Origin of the sequence: Micropruina sp. (assembly GCF_047606365.1) — a bacterium.
In the GTDB taxonomy this organism is placed as follows: domain Bacteria; phylum Actinomycetota; class Actinomycetes; order Propionibacteriales; family Propionibacteriaceae; genus Micropruina.
The window spans coordinates 19,414-36,850 of the sequence record NZ_JASGEN010000129.1; the positions used below are offsets into that span (position 1 = coordinate 19,414).

Consider the following 17,437-nt stretch of genomic DNA (forward strand, 5'->3'; position numbering starts at 1 on the left):
TCTCAGGCGGGAGAGATCCCGGATCAAGCCCGGGATGACGAGGGAGGTGCTTTGATCAGCGCTTCCTCAGACCATCAGCTGTCGCTCGGTGGGCAGGATCGGCTTCGGCAGCCGGGAGCTGCCCTGCAGGTAGGCGTCCACGCCGTTGGCGCAGGAACGGCCCTCGGCGATCGCCCAGACGATCAGCGACTGGCCGCGTCCGGCGTCGCCGCAGGCGAAGACCCGGGGCACCGAGGTGGCGTAGTTCTCGTCACGCGCCACGTTCCCGCGTGGATCGAGATCGACACCCAACTGCTCCACCAGGCCGGCCTTCTCCGGCCCGACGAAGCCCATTGCCAGCAGCACCAGCTCGGCCGGGATCTCCCGTTCGGTGCCCGGCACCGGCTCGAACCGGCCGTTGTTGAAGGCCACCTCGGAGAGTCGCAGCTTCGCCACGTTGCCGTCGGCGTCGCCGACGAACTCGCTGGTCGACACCGAGTAGACCCGCTCGCCGTCCTCCTCGTGGGCCGAGGAGACCCGGAAGATCATCGGGTAGGTCGGCCACGGCTGGTTCGCCGGCCGCTGCTCCGGCGGCATCGGCAGGATCTCCAGCTGGGTCACCGACGCCGCACCCTGACGGATGGACGTGCCCAGGCAGTCGGCACCGGTGTCGCCACCGCCGATGATCACCACATGCTTGCCGGTCGCGGTGATCTGGTCGGGCACCTCGGTGCCCAGCGCGACCCGGTTGGCCTGCGGCAGGAACTCCATCGCCTGATGGATGCCGTTCAGTTCGCGGCCGGGCACCGGCAGGTCGCGGGCGACCGTCGAGCCGATCGCCAGCACCACCGCGTCGAACCGATCGAGCAGCTGCTCACCGGTCAACTCGCCCTCGCCACCGATCCGGCGGCCGGTCTTGAACACCGTGCCCTCCAGCCGCATCTGCCGCAGCCGGCGGTCCAGGACGGCCTTCTCCATCTTGAACTCGGGGATGCCGTAGCGCAGCAGGCCGCCGATGGCGTCCGCCCGCTCGTAGACGACCACCGTGTGACCGGCGCGGGTGAGCTGCTGTGCCGCGGCCAGCCCGGACGGGCCCGAGCCGATCACGGCAACCGTCTTGCCGGTGTGCCACTCCGGGGTGACCGCGGTCACCCGGCGATCACTCCAGGCCCGGTCGATGATCGCCACCTCGACGTTCTTGATGGTGACCGGGTCGCGGTTGATGCCGACCACGCACGCCGTCTCACACGGTGCCGGGCAGAGCCGTCCGGTGAACTCGGGAAAGTTGTTGGTGGCGTGCAGCCGGTCGGTCGCGCCGCGCCAGTCGTCACGCCAGACCAGGTCGTTCCATTCCGGGATCAGGTTGCCCAGCGGGCAGCCCTGATGGCAGAACGGGATGCCGCAGTCCATGCAGCGTCCGGCCTGCTTGGTGATGATCGGCAGGACGGCCTTGCCGGGCGAACCCGGGTAGACCTCGTTCCAGTCGTGCACCCGTTCGGCCACCGGACGGCGCTCGGCGACTTCGCGGGGGGTGGTCATGAAACCTCGGGGGTCAGCCATGTGCGGCCTCCATCATCATCGCGGTGGTTGCCTCTTCGTCCAGTCCGGCCTGCTCGGCCTCGACCCGGGCGGCGACCACCCGGGCGTAGTCGCGCGGCATCACGGTGGTGAACCTGGTAGCCAGGTCGTCCAACGCCAGTAGCCGTTCAGCCACCGCCGATCCGGTCTCTTCGACGTGCTTCACCAGCAACTGCCGGATCCTGGTCACGTCACCATCGGTGGGATCGAGCGGGTCGACCATCTCGGTGTTCAGCCGATCGCGGTCCAGGTCGAGCACGTACGCCACGCCGCCCGACATGCCGGCCGCGAAGTTCCGTCCGGTGCGGCCCAGGATCAGCGCCTCACCGCCGGTCATGTACTCGCAGCCGTGGTCGCCGACGCCTTCGACGACGGCGGTGGCACCCGAGTTGCGGACGCAGAACCGCTCGCCGACCTGGCCGCGGATGAACAGTTCACCCGAGGTGGCGCCGTAGCCGATCACGTTGCCGGCGATGATGTGCTCTTCGGCGACGAAGGCGACCCCGTCGGCGGGCCGCACGGTGAGCCGTCCGCCCGAGAGTCCCTTGCCGAAGTAGTCGTTGGCGTCGCCGACGAGCCGCAGCGTGACGCCGGCCGGCAGGAAGGCGCCGAAGCTCTGCCCGGCGGTGCCGCGCAGGGTCAGGTCGATGGTGTTCTCGGGCAGCCCCTTGCCGCGGGTCGCCTTGGTCACCTCGTGACCGAGGATGGTGCCGACCGTGCGGTCCACGTTGCGCACCGCCAGATCGGCCCGGACGAGTTCACCCTTGGTCAGCGCCGGCTGGGCCAACTCGATCAGCTTGGTGTCGAGCTTGGCGTCCAGGCCGTGGTCCTGCACGGTGATCCGGTGCAGCGGCTGGTCGGTGTCGACCCAGTGCAGGATCGGCTCCAGGTCGAGGCCCTGCGCCTTCCAGTGGTCGATCGCCCGGCGGGCCTGCAGCACCTCGACGTGGCCCACCGCCTCCTCGATGGAGCGGAAGCCCAGCGAGGCGAGGATCTCGCGCACCTCTTCGGCGATGAACTCGAAGAAGTTGACCACGAACTCCGGCTTGCCGCTGAACTTCGCCCGCAACTCCGGGTTCTGGGTGGCGACGCCGACCGGGCAGGTGTCCAGGTGGCAGACCCGCATCATGATGCAGCCCGACACCACCAGCGGTGCGGTGGCGAAGCCGAACTCCTCGGCGCCGAGCAGGGCGCCGATCACCACGTCGCGGCCGGTCTTGAGCTGGCCGTCCACCTGCACCACGATCCGGTCCCGCAGGCCGTTGATCAGCAGGGTCTGCTGGGTTTCGGCCAGGCCGAGCTCCCAGGGTCCGCCGGCGTGCTTGAGCGAGGTCAGCGGCGCCGCGCCGGTGCCGCCGTCGTGGCCCGAGATCAGCACCACGTCGGCCTTCGCCTTCGAGACGCCGGCCGCGACCGTGCCGACGCCGACCTCGGCGACCAGCTTCACGTGCACCCGGGCGACCGGGTTGGCGCACTTCAGGTCGTGGATCAGCTGCTTGAGGTCCTCGATCGAGTAGATGTCGTGGTGCGGCGGCGGGCTGATCAGGCCGACACCCGGGGTCGAGTGCCGGGTGCTGGCCACCCACGGGTACACCTTCTGGCCGGGCAGCTGGCCGCCCTCGCCGGGCTTGGCGCCCTGGGCCATCTTGATCTGGATGTCGGTGGCGTTGGTCAGGTAGTCGGAGGTGACCCCGAACCGTCCGGACGCCACCTGCTTGATCGCCGAGCGGCGCTCGGGATCGTAGAGCCGGTCGACGTCCTCGCCGCCCTCACCGGTGTTGGACTTCGCGCCCAGCCGGTTCATCGCGATGGCCAGGTTCTCGTGCGCCTCGCGCGAGATCGAGCCGTACGACATGGCGCCGGTGGAGAACCGCTTGACGATCTCGCTGACCGGCTCGACCTGATCGATCGGCACCGGCTTGCGGTCGGACGCGAACTCGAGCAGCCCGCGCAGCGTCATCAGCCGCTCGGCCTGGTCGTTCACCCGCTCGGTGTAGGCCTTGAAGATGTCGTAGCGCTTCGACCGGGTGGCGTGCTGCAGCCGGAACACGGTTTCGGGGTCGAACAGGTGGGGTTCGCCCTCGCGCCGCCACTGGTATTCACCGCCGACGTTCAGGGTGCGGTGCGGCAGGGTGATCCGGTCGCGGGGGTACGCCTGGGCGTGCCGTGCGGCGATGCCCTGGGCGATCTCGTTCAGCCCGATGCCCTCGACCCGGCTCGGGGTGCCGGTGAAGTAGCTGTCGACGAACTCGGAGCTGAGCCCGAGCGCCTCGAAGATCTGCGCACCGGTGTAGGAGGCGATGGTCGAGACGCCCATCTTCGACATCACCTTCAGGACGCCCTTGCCGAGCGCCTTGCGGACGTTGGCGACCGCCTTGTCGGGGTCGACCTTGACCAGCCACTCGCGACGGGCCAGGTCCTCGGCCGACTCGAAGGCCAGGTACGGGTTGACCGCCGCCGCGCCATAGCCGATCAGCAACGCCAGGTGGTGCACCTCGCGGACGTCGCCGGCCTCGACGATCAGGCCGACATGGCTGCGCTTCTTCTCGCGCACCAAGTGGTGGTGGACGGCCGCGGTGAGCAGCAGCGACGGGATCGGCGCCAGGTCGGCGTTGGAATGCCGGTCGGACAGGATGATCGTCCGGCAGCCGCGTTCGATCGAGTTGGTGACCTCCTGGCAGAGCTCGTCCAGGGCGGCCTTGAGACCCTCGGCACCCTCCTCGACCGGGTAGAGCCCGCGCACCACGTGGGTGTCGTAAGCGGGCATGGTGCCGTCGCGGTTGATCCGGACCAGCTTGGCCAGCTGGTCGGAGTCGAGCACCGGGTAGCCAATCACGATCTGCTTGCAGGAATCCGGACCGGGCTCCAGCAGGTTGCCCTCGGGTCCGAACGTCGAGCTGAGCGAGGTGACCAGCTCTTCGCGGATGGCGTCCAGCGGCGGGTTGGTGACCTGGGCGAACAGCTGCGCGAAGTAGTCGAAGATCAGCCGTGGCCGCTTGCTGAGCACCGCCAGCGGCGTGTCGGTGCCCATCGAGCCGATCGGTTCGGCGCCGTTGTTCGCCATCGGCGCCAGGATCAGCTTCAGCTCCTCGTGGGTGTAGCCGAACATCTGCTGCCGGCGCAGCACCGAGGCGGCGCTGTGCACCACGTGCTGGCGCTCGGGCAGGTCCTCGAGGTCGACCCGACCCTGCTCGAGCCATTCCTGGTACGGGTGGGCGGCGGCCAGCGACGACTTGATCTCGGCGTCGTCGATCAGCCGGTGCTCGGCCAGGTCGACCAGCAGCATCCGGCCGGGCTGCAGGCGTCCCTTGGCGATCACCGACTCCTGCGGCAGATCGAGCACACCGGCCTCCGAGGCGAAGACCACCAGGCCGTCGTCGGTCACCCAGTAGCGGCCCGGACGCAGACCGTTGCGGTCCAGCGTGGCGCCGATCAGCGAGCCGTCGGTGAAGCAGACCGCGGCCGGGCCGTCCCAGGGCTCCATCAGCGAGGAGTGGAACGAATAGAAGGCTCGGCGAGCCGGATCCATCTCGGCGTTGTTCTCCCAGGGTTCCGGGATCATCATCATCACCGCGTGCGGCAGCGAGCGCCCGCCCAGATGCAGCAACTCCAGCACCTCGTCGAACGACGCCGAGTCGGAGCCGCCCGGGGTGCAGATCGGGAAGAGCCGCTCCAGGTCGCCCGGGATCAGGTCGCTGGCCAGCAGCGCCTCACGCGCCCGCATCCAGTTGCGGTTGCCCTTGACAGTGTTGATCTCGCCGTTGTGGGCAATCAGCCGGTACGGATGGCTGAGCTCCCAGGCGGGGAAGGTGTTGGTGGAGAACCGCGAGTGCACCAGCGCGAGCGCCGAGGCGATCCGCTCGTCGGTCAGGTCGGGGAACACCTCGGCCAGCTGCTGGGTGGTCAGCATGCCCTTGTAGACCGTGGTCCGGGCGGACAACGAGGCGAAGTAGATGTCGGCCTCGTTGCGGGCACGCTGCCGCAACGGGTAGGCCAGCCGGTCGAGGTCGATACCGGTCTCACCGCCGGGTGAGGACAGGAAGAGCTGCTCGAAGACCGGCATCGCCTCACGCGAGATCGGGCTCAGCGTGGAGTCGTCGGTGGGCACCGCACGCCAGCCGAGGACGTCCAGGCCCTCCTCGATGGCGATGTACTCGATGGTGCGCTTGGCGCCGGCCCGCTTGACCGGCGAGGTGGGCAGGAACGCCATGCCCATCGCGTAGCTGCCGGCTTCCGGCAGCTCGAAGTCTGCGACGGCGCGCAGGAAGGCGTCCGGAACCTGCAGCAACATGCCGGCACCGTCGCCCGCGGCCGCGTCCGCGCCGGTAGCGCCGCGATGATCAAGATTCTCCAGCGCGGTCAGGCCCTTGGCCACGATGTCGTGGCTGGCCTCGCCGCTGAGCTGGGCAACGAAGGCGACGCCACAGGCGTCATGCTCGAAGGATGGGTCGTAAAGACCCTGAGCGGGTCTCGCGGGCATCGATGTTTCGGCCATACGGCGTTCTCCTCATCATTCCGGGTGCGCAGGCTCGCAGCCGGGGTGCGAAAAAGAACGTCCGCCGCCCGGCGTCGACGCTGCACGCCTGCGCAGCATACAGACGCCAACGTTTCGGCAAGGTTACGGACGCTTGCATCTTGGACGAGCAAGCGCTGACGTTCGCCGACGGGCCTGGCCGTCAAGTTTGTCGCCTCGAGGCTGAAATGACCATCAGAACGACAAATCTTCACATCACCGTCACATCCGGCGACTGCCTCGACGCCGCCGCACAACCCGCCTACCCTGTCTGCATGACAGCCCTGGAATGGCAGTCGGTGACCGACGCCAACGAGGCTTCCTTCACGGTCGATCTACCGGCCGGCTGGAGCCACGACGTCCGGCTGCTGCGGGTCGGACCAGCGCTGCGACGGGTGGTGCGGGCGGTCTCCCCCGACAGTTCACTGCGGTTGAGCCTGCACGATCCGGATCTGCCGGACTTCTACGAACCGTGGTCGGGCATGTTCGTCCAGCAGGGCGTGCAACAGTTGGCCGGCTACGTCAGTGCCGAGGTGTTCCTGCCGCAGTATCTGAGCCAGCGGTTCGGCGCGGCGCCCGGGCTCCGCGTCGACCCCGTCCACGCCGAACCGGAGTTGGTCGAAGCGACGCAACGACGGGCCGTCGAGTACGGAGTCCAGGTGCGGTGCACAGGCGCCTCGGCACGGTTCGGTTTCACCGATCAGGGACGTGCCGTCGAGGCTCTCGCGATCGCTTCGACGAACTCGTTCGGCCCCAGTTGGATGGCCGACGTGTGCATCCTCTTCGCCACCGGCGGCGAGCCCGACCCGGCGCTGCTGCACCGGGCCATGTACTCGGAGCGGACCAGCCAGCAGTGGCAGGCCGGGCAGAATCAGTTGTTCGCGAACCAGCAGGCGATCAACGCCCAGCAGAGCGCGATGTGGACCAACCTCAACCAGACCATGCACAACCAGCGGATGGGCGACATCGCCGCGGCAGGTGCGGCCAACACGGCGATCCACGAGCAGCGGGTCGCGATGGGCGAGGCGAGCACCGCTGCCTTCCTGGATCGGCTGAATCAGCCCGTCGCCGGCGGCGGGACCGAATCGCCCGGGCTGGACGCGCAGCACTCGTGGGTCAACATGATGCGCGAGGAGGAGACGGTGCGCACGGCGTCCGGCGAGGACGTCCAGGTCGACGCGGGCGCCGACCGCTACTTCATGGACGAGCGCAACCGGCGCTGGGTGGGCACGTCCGGATCGGTGGACGCCAACGACTTCCGGGCCGCCGGACTGAACCCCGACGACTTCCAGGAGGGTCAGATCCGCCGCTGACGCAAGCGGCGCTGGTCGAGCTTGCCGGAGGAGACCGCTGGTCGAGCTTGTCGAGACCCTTCCGCAGCAACAGATCCTCAGCTGCTCGGAGAGCCCTTGCTCTCCGAAGCCGGCACCTCGGCGTCCGACTCATCAACCGCGGCGTCAACCCCATCCTCCGCGGCCGCCTCGGTGCCGTCCGCCGGCGGATTCCCGCCGGCCGGGGCGTCCAGCGACACCGACTCCTCGCGTCCGGGACGGTTCTTCACCAGCCAGATCAGCAGCGAGACGCCGATCAGGCAGATCAGCGCGGCGACGGCCTGGTTGAACCGGATCGGGCCGAAGGTGTCGTAGGAGAAGTCCAGTCGGATGCCTTCGGTGAAGAAACGGCCGAATCCGTACATCGCGATGTAGAGGGCGAACACCTTGCCGCGGCCGAGACGGAAACGCCGATCGGCCCAGATCAGGGTGAAAGCAACCAGCAGGTTCCACAGTGATTCGTAGGCGAACGTGGGCTGGAAGGTGGCGTACTGCTCGAAGCCGGGGACGCGGTGCGCCGGGTCGATCTCCAACCCCCAGGGCAGGTCGGTGGGCAGACCGTACAACTCCTGGTTGAACCAGTTGCCGAACCGGCCGAGGGCCTGACCGACCGCGATTCCCGGCGCCAGCGAGTCGGCCAACGAGCTGAACCGGACGTTGTAGCGTCGGCACATCAGCCAGGCGGCGAGCGCGCCGCCGCCGATGGCGCCGTAGATGGCGATGCCGCCCTCCCAGATCCGCAGCGCGCTCCAGGGGTCGATGCCGGGCGCGAAGTAGTCGCCCAGGTGAGTCAGCACGTGGTAGATCCGGGCGCCGACGATGCCCACCGGGATGGCGACCAGCACGATCGTCTCGAACTGCTCGGGCTTGCCGCCGCGAGCCTGCCAGCGCCGGTTGCCGATCATCCAGGCAGCGACCATGCCGGCGATCAGGCACAGCGCGTAGATGTGCAGGAAGAACGGGCCGATCTGCCAGCCGCTGATCGGCGGGGACGGGATGGACAAAAGCACGCGCCCATCCTGCCTCATCGGCGGAACCCCACGGTGCGGGCCGGTGGGTGGACCGGCCGCGGGTGACCCGGGCGGGCGGGAGCCGGCTCAGCCGGTGCGTTCCAGCAGCACCAGGGTGACCGGATAGCCGGGATCGACGGTCAGGGTCCGGACGGGGTGGAAGCCGAGGCGCGCGAAGGCGGCCTCGGTCTCGGGCAGTCGCCAGCCCTTGTCGGCGAAGATCCAGACGCGCTGCACCGAGTTCAGCCGGTCGGCGATCTTGCGGACCGGTCGTGACGGCTGCTTCAACTCCTCCGCACGCCATCCGTCACCGGTGTCGGCACCCACGTTGTTGAGTTGTCGGACCGCGTCCGGGAACGACCAGGACAGCGCGTGCCGGTCGTACCGGACGATGTACAGCCCGTCACCGGGCCGGCTGTTCTCGGCGAGCACGGCGATGGCGGCCGCCACGGTCGGTTTCGCCTCCGGCAGCCGCGAGGTCACCAGCGGTGGCAGGCAGGCGACCGCGTAGACGACGAGCGCAGCGGTCAGCCGCCGTCCGGACAGTCGGCTCAGCAGCAGGCCGATCACCAGGGCGAGCGCCGGCACCGAGAAGGCCAGATAGCGCGGATGGTAGACGGCGGCGAAGGCGCCCACGGTGCAGAGGATCACGCTCGGCAGCACCAGCCAGCCGAGCACCCACACCACCGGTGCCCGCAGCGCGGGCTCCTTCCACAACCGGACGGCGTGGCCGACGGCGACCAGGGACAACCCGACCCCCACCCAGGCCAGCCAGTCGACCTGGCCCCAGAAGGCGTCCGCGATGATCTGTGGCGGGCCGTAGTGATAGTCCTCGAGCCAGGACACCTGAGCGGCCTGTCCGCTGACCCTGAGCAGCAGCGGCACCGTCAGCGCGGCGGCTACCACGGTCGACACACAGGCCACCAGCCGGGCCCTCGCCGGTAACCAGATCAGCATCACCGCGAGCACCACATAGGCCAGCGCGGCATAGAGGAACACGTAGATGCTGGCCGCCGCCAGTACCGCGTAGCAGACCCACCACAGGTAGCCCTGCCGCCGTGTCGCGAGCCGGAACGCGAGCATCGCCGCGGTGACCAGCGCCGCGGCGAGCGCGTAGGAGCGGGCTTCGGACGCCGCACCGGTGAGTGCCGGCAGCAGCGCGTAGCCGAGCCCGGCCCACAACGCGGTGGCACGATCGAACAGTTCGGCACCGAGCAGGGTCATCAGAGCGGCACTGACCGCGAGGGCCAGCACCGAGAGCATCCGCAGGCTCAGAATTGATTCGCCGAACTGATGCTGCCAGACCCGGATCAGCAGGTAGTAGCTGCCGTGCACTGCGTCGATTCGGTCGAGCATCGACCACAGCTCGGGCAGGGTGCGCTCGTTCGCCATGTGGGTGGCGGCCTCGTCCCGCCAAGGCCGCGGCACACCGACGGCGATGGCGTTGAGGACGAAAGCGAGCAGGCCGATGAACCCCGCGAGACGCCGGGTGGGCGGGCCGAAACGCTCCGGGCGGAGGGCGCTCGGGGATGATCGGTCCGTGGTCAGGGGTGGGTGGCCGACGGTCACCCTCGCGACTCTAGTTCGCCCGCACCAACCCGGGCCCTCGCGCACGCCGGGGACGGTTCTTCCGCATGCGAAATTCGAACGTCGAAGAACCGTCCCCCGATGTCCGAGGTTCGGACAGCCCCGACCAACACGGCCCCCGTTCAGCCCTGGGTGGAGGCGAACCGGTCGAAGTCGTCCTTGTAGGTGCCGATCGAAGTGCCCTGGGTCCAGACCAGGCGGCCCTTGCGGGCCTGATCGAAACCGATCACCTGGGTGGAGTGGGTGACCTCGTAGCCGCCGTCCGGGGTCTTGGTGGTGCCCTCGATGACGACGCCCATAGTGGCGGCGATCTTCTTGATCTCGTCCAGTGAGCCGGTCAGCCCGATGAAGGTCGGGTCGAACCGGGCCAGGTAGGCCTTCAGCACCTCGGGGGTGTCGCGGGCCGGGTCGGTGGTGATCAGCAGCACCTGGATCTTGCCGCGAGTCTCCGGGCTGACCCGGTTCAGGGCGCTGGCCAGGTCGGACAGCGTCGTCTTGCAGATGTCCGGGCAGTTCGTGTAGCCGAAGAACACCACCACGACCGGCTTGTCGCTGCCGGTGCGCAGCCCGAACTTCTGGCCCGTCGAATCGGTGAGGGTGGCGTCCGGCATGGTGTACGGCTCGGTCAGTTCGGCGCCGCCGTACAGCGTCGCGGTCGGACTACCCACCGGACGGACGACCGCCGCCGGCCCGCCGCAGGCCGCCAGAGCGACCGCGGCGATGCCTGCGACGATCAGCCGCGCCAGCCGTTTCATCGCCGGACGCCGGCCACCAGGTCGGTGAGCAGGGTGCGCAAGCCGTCGAAGTCGCCGGGGGTTCCGGCATCGTCGGCGGCCACCATCAGCTTCACGAACGCCGAGCCGACGATCGCCGCATCGGCGAAGGCCGCGACGTCCGCCGCCTGGTCGCCGTTGGAGATGCCGAGGCCGACGCCGACGAGGGTGTCGGGGGCGAGTGCACGAATCCGGGCGACCAGCTCCGGGGCCGCCGACGACGAGGCCGTCCGGGTGCCGGTGACCCCCATCACGGCGGTGGCGTACATCCAGCCCCGGCAGGCGTTCGCGGTGGCCACGATGCGCTCGTCGGTGGACGACGGCGAGACCAGAAAGATCCGGTCCAGGCCGTGCGCGTCGGACGCCTCGAACCAGTCGGACGCCTCGTCCGGCACCAGGTCGGGGGTGATCAGCCCCGCTCCCCCGGCGGCCGCCAGGTCGCGGGCGAAGGCGTCCACGCCGTAGCGGTCGACCAGGTTCCAGTAGGTCATCACCACCGGGGTGGTGCCGGTGTTGGCGACCGTCTCGACGGCGGCGAAGACGTCCTTGGTCCGGACGCCACGGGCCAGCGCCCGGGTGCCGGCCCGCTGGATCACCACCCCGTCCATCACCGGATCGGAGTACGGCAGGCCGATCTCGATCAGGTCGGCGCCGGGCTGGTCGCCCTCGCCGCACAGGGTGCGCAGCACGTCCAGTGAGCCGGGGACGTCGGGAAAACCGACCGGGTAGTAGGCGACCAGTGCCTTGCGGCCCTGTTCGGCGGCGGCCTGAAAGGTCCGCCCGGAGATGCCCGCGCTCACTGTTCCCCTCCCACGCTGGCGTCCGCCGAGCCGTCCAGTCCGAACCACTTGATCGCGGTGTCCACGTCCTTGTCGCCACGACCCGAGACGCAAACCACGATGATCGGCTGGGCGTCGGGGTACTTGGCGGCGACCCGCTTGCCCAGCCGGATCGTCCCGGCCAGGGCGTGCGCGGACTCGATGGCCGGCATGATCCCCTCGGTCTGGGTGAGCAGCTTGAAGGCCTCCATGGCCTCGGTGTCGGTCACCGGCTCGTAGGTCGCCCGTCCGGTCTTGGCGAGCCACGAGTGCTCGGGGCCGACGCCGGGGTAGTCCAGGCCGGCCGAGATCGAATGCGACTCCAGGGTCTGGCCGTCCTCGTTCTGCAAAATGTAGGTGCGCATGCCGTGCAGCACGCCCACCGAGCCGCCGTAGATGGCGGACGCGTGCCGTCCGGTCTCCACGCCGTCACCGCCGGCCTCGAACCCGTACAGCGCGACGGTCGGGTCGTCGATGAAGTCGGCGAACATGCCCATCGCGTTCGAGCCGCCGCCAACACACGCGGTGACCGCGTCGGGCAGCCGTCCGTACCGTTCGAGGACCTGGGCCTTGGCCTCGGTGGAGATCACCCGCTGCAGTTCGCGGACCATCTTCGGGAACGGGTGCGGGCCGGCCACCGTGCCGATCAGATAGTGGGTGTTGTCGACGCTGGCGACCCAGTCGCGCATTGCGTCGTTCATCGCGTCTTTCAGCGTCTGGCTACCGGATTCGACGGCGATCACCTCGGCGCCGAGCAACTGCATTCGGGCCACGTTGAGCGCTTGCCGGTCGGTGTCGACCTTGCCCATGTAGACCCGGCACTCCAGGCCGAGCAGGGCGGCGGCGGTTGCGGTGGCGACACCATGCTGGCCGGCGCCGGTCTCGGCGATCACCCGGGTCTTGCCCATCCGCTTGGTCAGCAGCGCCTGGCCCAGCACATTGTTGATCTTGTGCGAACCGGTGTGGTTCAGGTCTTCGCGCTTGAGCAGCACGATCGCGTTGCCGCAGTGTTCGGCGAACCGCTTCGCCTCGGTGAGCGGGGTGGGGCGTCCGGAATAGTTGCGGCGCAGATCGTCCAACTCGCGCCAGAAGGTCTCGTCACCCATCGCCTTGTCGAACTCAGCCTCCAGTTGGGCGAGTGCGGCGTACAGCGCCTCGGGGACGTACTTGCCCCCGAAGATGTCGTAATGCCCCGCGGCATCGGGTAGCGACACGATCAATCCTCGGTTCTTGATGGGTGTGGACGCCCCACTCTACGCATCCGGCGCCGGTCCGGTCGCCACCCTCTCGACCGGCGACCCTTGATCTGCCGGCGGCGTCCTCCCCCGAGCTGACGTCGCCCCCGTTCGGGGTGATCGCCTCTGTTTGAACGGGTGCGATCACGCCAAAAGAGGGCAGTGTCCTCACGGCGTGCTGTCGAGGTCGTCGAGGAAGTCACGCTGGCCCTGGGTTTCAGGCACCCGGACGCCGCGGGCGCGGCCGATCGTCGCCCAGGCCTCGGCCGGTCGGACGCCCTCGAGTCGCAACACAACGGCGGCCAGCAGCGAGGAGCGCCCGATGCCGGCCCGGCAATGGATCGCCACCCCCTTGCCGGCCAGCAGGTCGTCGCGAAGTTCGCGCGCCACAGTCAGTGCAGCGTCGCGTTTCGGGACACCGAAATCGGACGTCGGCAGCTGCACGAACCGGACGCCGGCCCGTCCGGCGAGGACGCCCTCGTCCGCCAAACCGAGGACGGCGGCCTCACGTTCGTCGAGCAGGCTGACCAGAGTGCTGACACCCGCTCCGCTCAGTGCCGCGATCTGCTCCCCCAGCCGGTCGTCGCCCTCCGGCGCCGCCATCGTCCACAGCCGTCCGGGCCCACTGCGCGAGATCGGATACAGCCGGGGTGTGCTCACCACCACCTCACTCTCCCCCACCGCAGCCAACGACGGTCAGCGCTGGGAACGTCCGCGCGCCCGACGGGATGCCGGGTTCACGACGATCTCCGTCAATCGAGGCAGAACTCGTTGCCCTCCACGTCCTGCATCACCAGGCACGACTCGTCGTCCTCATCGGCGGGCAGCAGATAGAGGCGCTTCCCACCGAGCGCGACCAAGCGCGCGCACTCCGCCTCGAGCGCCGCCACCCGCTCGTCCCCGACGAGCCCGCTGCCGACCCGCACGTCAAGATGCAGCCGGTTCTTCACGACCTTGCCCTCGGGAACCCGTTGGAAGAACAACCGCGGACCGGCACCCGACGGATCGGTGCAGGCGAACCAGGCGCCCCGCTTCTCAGCCGGCAACGTCCGATCGAACTCGGCCCAGCTGGCGAATCCCTCCGGCGCCGGAGGCGGAACGTAGCCCAGCACCTCACACCAGAAGCGACCCACCCGCTCGGGATCCGCGCAGTCGAAGGTGACCTGCACCTGCCTGACCGATGCCATCGGGCCACGATAGCGCTGCCGCACGTCGTGCTCAGTCGCACTCGACCTCACCGTTGACCACCTTGCAGGTCTGTCGATCCGCGGTGCGCTGGATGTCGGCCGGGATCGCGTTCACGAGCCTGCGCTGCACGCCCGTGCTGAGCTCGAACTGCTCCCCGACGAACGGCACCAGCCGCATGAAGCTGCGCTCACCGATGACGTCGCCGGTTTCGGGGTTGATGACCAACTCGTTGTGGCTACCGAAGATGTCGTTGCGCCCGATCGCCACGCCACTGCGGCCGTCCGCTAGCTTCACTTGGCGGTCGGTGACGGTCGTGCCCGGAATGGTCTTCAGCACGTTGTAGAGGGTTGCTCGCAGGTCGGCGGGCACCACACCCGAACGCAACACGTCAGCGATGTAGATGAACGCTTCGTCATCGTGGTTGCTGCCATGGCCCTCGGTGTCGGCGTACAGCCGGGCGCGCAGCCTGTCGACGTCACGAGGCAGGCTCGCGAACCAGGACGGCGAGGGCTCGCTCCACCAGGCGGGTTTCTGCTCCGGGCTGAGGTTCGTCGTCCAACTGAAGCCACGGCCGCGGCCCCCGCGATCCTGCGTTGGACCGGACACCTGCCGAATGGTGGACGCCGGTCGTCGCACGAACCAGCTTGGCCGTCGGCCGTCGACCGCGACGTAGTCGATGTGAGTGGTCCTGACCAGATATGTCCGTTCGACCTGGCCATCACCACCGTCGTACAGGTTGGTACCGATGCGGGTGATCTCCCAGAACTGGCCGGGCTTGGCGGGTGGATCGGACGCATGGATCGCCGCCTGGCCGAGCACATCCGCGGCCTGGGCAGCGCCGACGCTCGCCGTGATCGACTGGTAGCCCAGCCCGCTCGCCACCAGCGCCGCGCACGCCGCAAGCAGCATCCGGACACGGCGACGCCGGGGCAGCGGAAGTGGCGCGACATCCATCGCCTCCGTCATCGCGGCATCCAGCAGTCGACGACGTGCGTCGGCATCGTAGGGGCCCACCTCGGCGGCCGGGTCGGCGGCCCGGAGCCTGTCTTCGAACAGCATGGTCATCGGTTCCTCCTCAGTGCCGCGGCGAGCACTGCTCGGCCGGTGTGGGAACGGGATCGGGGACGGTGTCGCGCAGTTGCGTGAGGTACAGCTCCTGTGCACGCCGCCGGGCTCGCATCAGTCGGGTCCGCGCCGCCCCTGGGGTGATCTCGAGCACCACGGCGATCTCGGACGGGGTGAGTTCGTCCCAGACGGTCAGCCGAAGGATCTCGGCCTCGGTCGCCGGTAGCTCGCCCAGCACAGCCTCCACCAGCACCCGCGCCTCATCCTCGGCGGATGGGGCTGCGTCCGGCAGCGTCTGGTTTCGGACCGACGCATGGAGAGCGGTTCTGCGCGTCGTGTTGCGGAGGTGATGCATGACGGCGTGCCGAGCGGTCTGGAACAACCAGGCGAGCGCCGGTTCCGGGACCGCATCACGTCGGCGCCAAGCTGTGGTGAAAACCACTGAGACCACATCATCGGCAGCGTCCTCACCCACCCGGCGGGTGGCGAACGCCCTCAAACGCCGGCTATGCAGGTCGAAGAGCTGCTCGAGCCAGGCCCGATCGCGGTCTCCGGTGATGCGTCTCATGCCCTGTAGTTCCCGCCCAGGCTGTCCGCGTCACAGCCTGATTGTGGGTGGACCGAAAAGAACCGTCCCCGAAGATGCGAATCTCGCACGTCCGGGGACGGTTCTGCGACGTTCGAAATTCGAATGCGGAAGAACCGTCCCCGGGCGTTCGAGAGTGACCAAAGGAACCGACCTTGGTGACCAAGAGAACCGTCCCCGGTGACCGAACCATCCCCGGTGACCGAAGGAACCGTCCCCCGGGATTCAGGAGCCGGCGGCGATGAAGTCGGCGACGGCGGTGCGGGGGTCGCCGTGCTTGACCAGAGCCTCGCCGACCAGGATGACGTCGGCACCGGCGTCGGAGACGCGGCGGACGTCGTCGACCGACAGGATCCCGGATTCGGCGACCTTCACCACGTTGCCGGGGATCAGGCCGACCAGACGCTCGAACTGGGCGAGGTCGACGTCAAGGGTCTGCAGGTTGCGGTTGTTGACCCCGATCAGGGACGCCCCGGCGTCGACTGCCCGGCGGGTCTCGTCGGGGGTGTGCACCTCGACCAGTGCGGTCAGGCCCAGCGATTTCGCGGTGGCCATCAGCGCGGCCAACTCGTCGTCGGTCAGCGACGCCACGATCAGCAGTGCCAGGTCAGCACCGGCGGCACGCGCCTCCCACAGCTGGTAGTCGGTGACGATGAAGTCCTTGCGCAGCAGCGGGGTGTCGACGGCGGCCCGGACGGCCTCCAGGTCGGCCAGCGAACCATTGAACCGGCGCCGTTCGGTGAGCACTGAGATCGCGGACGCTCCACCCGCGGCGTACTGCGCGGCCAGCGCGGCCGGATCGGGAATGTCGGCCAACGCACCCTTGCTGGGGCTGGACCGCTTCACCTCGGCGATCACTGCCAACGGCGCGGCCCGGAAGGCCGGCATCGGGTCGCGGGTGCCGCTCATGGTGGCCACCACCGCGGCCAACTCGTCAAGGCTGCGGCGCGCGCGACGTTCGTCGAGATCCTCGCGAACGCCGGCGACGATCTCGTCCAGCACACCCATCGTCAGGCCTGGCCCAGACCCATCTTGCTCATGATGCCGCCGACGACGGCGCCGGCGAGGATGACCGCCACCGACACCCAGACGAAGATCCAGTTGGGGCCCATCAGGAAGGCGATGGTGCCGAGCAGGAAGCCGACACCGGAGATGATGCTGCCGGTCCAGGCCGCGGGCGTGCGGCCGTGGTGATAGTGCTTGCCGCCTTCGGCCATGGTGCTCTCCTGCGTCCCTCGGATGTGGTGCGCCCTATTCTGGCCGCTTCGCCGCCTCTTCGCCACCCTCGCCACGCACGGAACCCGTAGTGGGGTCCTCTCCGGCGTCCAGCGCCTTCCAGGCATCGAGTGCCGGGTCGGGCGTCGCTTTGACCCGTGCCGCCGGACGTCCGGCGAACTGCAGCAGGACCGCACCGGCCGCCGCGAGCACACAGCCGGCGAGGTAGACCCAGCGCCACGGCGTCGCCACCAGGGTGAAGGCATCGCCCAGCGTGCTGCCCGGCAGCGTCGGCACGACGGCGTTGACCGCCACCATCACCCCACCGACCGCCAGCAACGCGACGATGCCCAGCACGATCCGCCGCGCCACCGGCCGCAGCCAGTTACCCAGGAACGCACCGGCGGCAGCGGCGAGGATCACGGCCAGCGCGGCACCCGAGGTGGCCTGGGTCCCGCTGACCGACGTCCGCTCCCCCGCCGACCACCACGGCTGGGTGGTGCCTAGTAGCGCGGCAGCGCAGCCGAGCCACAGGACGACGTTCGCCCATCTGCGCATA

Annotated in this window: 15 protein-coding genes; 1 reads left to right on the top strand and 14 read right to left on the bottom strand. The window is 69.1% G+C overall.

Annotated features, from left to right (window positions below):
* Positions 1 to 66 precede the first annotated feature (66 nt).
* Both QM624_RS14820 and gltB read right to left on the bottom strand, forming a co-directional pair.
* On the bottom strand, positions 67 to 1,539 hold the full coding sequence (locus QM624_RS14820; RefSeq protein ID WP_415093139.1) for a glutamate synthase subunit beta: 1,473 nt from the start codon (positions 1,537 to 1,539) through the stop codon (positions 67 to 69).
* Complete coding sequence (gene gltB / locus QM624_RS14825) at positions 1,532 to 6,052, bottom strand: glutamate synthase large subunit (protein WP_415093141.1); 4,521 nt, start codon at positions 6,050 to 6,052, stop codon at positions 1,532 to 1,534. Before gltB ends, QM624_RS14820 begins: the two co-directional genes overlap by 8 nt.
* A gap of 293 nt (positions 6,053 to 6,345) precedes the next feature.
* Between gltB and QM624_RS14830 the strand changes: the two genes are divergently transcribed.
* A complete protein-coding gene (locus QM624_RS14830) occupies positions 6,346 to 7,383 on the top strand; it encodes a hypothetical protein (RefSeq protein WP_415093143.1) in 1,038 nt (345 codons plus the stop codon).
* Positions 7,384 to 7,460: 77 nt separating this feature from the next.
* Here QM624_RS14830 and lgt read toward each other — a convergent pair whose 3' ends face one another.
* The 12 genes from lgt to QM624_RS14890 form a co-directional block, all read right to left on the bottom strand.
* Positions 7,461 to 8,411: a prolipoprotein diacylglyceryl transferase gene (gene lgt / locus QM624_RS14835; RefSeq protein WP_415093145.1), complete on the bottom strand. Its 951-nt coding sequence runs from the start codon at positions 8,409 to 8,411 to the stop codon at positions 7,461 to 7,463.
* A gap of 87 nt (positions 8,412 to 8,498) precedes the next feature.
* On the bottom strand, positions 8,499 to 9,980 hold the full coding sequence (locus tag QM624_RS14840) for a glycosyltransferase family 39 protein (RefSeq protein WP_415093147.1): 1,482 nt from the start codon (positions 9,978 to 9,980) through the stop codon (positions 8,499 to 8,501).
* Positions 9,981 to 10,120: 140 nt separating this feature from the next.
* Positions 10,121 to 10,753 (bottom strand): SCO family protein, encoded by a 633-nt coding sequence (locus QM624_RS14845; RefSeq protein ID WP_415093149.1) that lies wholly within the window; start codon positions 10,751 to 10,753, stop codon positions 10,121 to 10,123.
* Positions 10,750 to 11,571, bottom strand: coding sequence for a tryptophan synthase subunit alpha (gene trpA, locus QM624_RS14850; protein WP_415093151.1), 822 nt, complete (start codon positions 11,569 to 11,571; stop codon positions 10,750 to 10,752). Before trpA ends, QM624_RS14845 begins: the two co-directional genes overlap by 4 nt.
* Positions 11,568 to 12,809: a tryptophan synthase subunit beta gene (gene trpB, locus QM624_RS14855; protein WP_415093153.1), complete on the bottom strand. Its 1,242-nt coding sequence runs from the start codon at positions 12,807 to 12,809 to the stop codon at positions 11,568 to 11,570. Before trpB ends, trpA begins: the two co-directional genes overlap by 4 nt.
* A gap of 183 nt (positions 12,810 to 12,992) precedes the next feature.
* Positions 12,993 to 13,484, bottom strand: coding sequence for a hypothetical protein (locus tag QM624_RS14860; protein ID WP_415093155.1), 492 nt, complete (start codon positions 13,482 to 13,484; stop codon positions 12,993 to 12,995).
* A 92-nt stretch (positions 13,485 to 13,576) separates the two neighbouring features.
* Positions 13,577 to 14,011: a VOC family protein gene (locus tag QM624_RS14865; protein ID WP_415093157.1), complete on the bottom strand. Its 435-nt coding sequence runs from the start codon at positions 14,009 to 14,011 to the stop codon at positions 13,577 to 13,579.
* Positions 14,012 to 14,042: 31 nt separating this feature from the next.
* Positions 14,043 to 15,077 (bottom strand): CU044_5270 family protein, encoded by a 1,035-nt coding sequence (locus QM624_RS14870; protein WP_415093159.1) that lies wholly within the window; start codon positions 15,075 to 15,077, stop codon positions 14,043 to 14,045.
* 10 nt (positions 15,078 to 15,087) lie between these two features.
* Positions 15,088 to 15,645, bottom strand: coding sequence for an RNA polymerase sigma factor (locus QM624_RS14875; RefSeq protein WP_415093161.1), 558 nt, complete (start codon positions 15,643 to 15,645; stop codon positions 15,088 to 15,090).
* A gap of 243 nt (positions 15,646 to 15,888) precedes the next feature.
* On the bottom strand, positions 15,889 to 16,671 hold the full coding sequence (trpC, locus tag QM624_RS14880) for an indole-3-glycerol phosphate synthase TrpC (RefSeq protein WP_415093163.1): 783 nt from the start codon (positions 16,669 to 16,671) through the stop codon (positions 15,889 to 15,891).
* 2 nt (positions 16,672 to 16,673) lie between these two features.
* Positions 16,674 to 16,880, bottom strand: coding sequence for an HGxxPAAW family protein (locus QM624_RS14885; RefSeq protein ID WP_415093165.1), 207 nt, complete (start codon positions 16,878 to 16,880; stop codon positions 16,674 to 16,676).
* A gap of 34 nt (positions 16,881 to 16,914) precedes the next feature.
* Positions 16,915 to 17,436, bottom strand: coding sequence for a hypothetical protein (locus QM624_RS14890; protein ID WP_415093167.1), 522 nt, complete (start codon positions 17,434 to 17,436; stop codon positions 16,915 to 16,917).
* Position 17,437: the final 1 nt, after the last annotated feature.

Coding starts and splice junctions, on each gene's coding strand:
- QM624_RS14890 (WP_415093167.1), bottom strand. CDS start 17,436: ATGCGCAGATGGGCGAACGTCGTCCTGTGGCTCGGCTGCGCTGCCGCG.
- QM624_RS14820 (WP_415093139.1), bottom strand. CDS start 1,539: ATGGCTGACCCCCGAGGTTTCATGACCACCCCCCGCGAAGTCGCCGAG.
- trpC (WP_415093163.1), bottom strand. CDS start 16,671: ATGGGTGTGCTGGACGAGATCGTCGCCGGCGTTCGCGAGGATCTCGAC.
- gltB (WP_415093141.1), bottom strand. CDS start 6,052: ATGGCCGAAACATCGATGCCCGCGAGACCCGCTCAGGGTCTTTACGAC.
- QM624_RS14830 (WP_415093143.1), top strand. CDS start 6,346: ATGACAGCCCTGGAATGGCAGTCGGTGACCGACGCCAACGAGGCTTCC.
- QM624_RS14865 (WP_415093157.1), bottom strand. CDS start 14,011: ATGGCATCGGTCAGGCAGGTGCAGGTCACCTTCGACTGCGCGGATCCC.
- QM624_RS14885 (WP_415093165.1), bottom strand. CDS start 16,880: ATGGCCGAAGGCGGCAAGCACTATCACCACGGCCGCACGCCCGCGGCC.
- QM624_RS14875 (WP_415093161.1), bottom strand. CDS start 15,645: ATGAGACGCATCACCGGAGACCGCGATCGGGCCTGGCTCGAGCAGCTC.
- QM624_RS14845 (WP_415093149.1), bottom strand. CDS start 10,753: ATGAAACGGCTGGCGCGGCTGATCGTCGCAGGCATCGCCGCGGTCGCT.
- QM624_RS14870 (WP_415093159.1), bottom strand. CDS start 15,077: ATGACCATGCTGTTCGAAGACAGGCTCCGGGCCGCCGACCCGGCCGCC.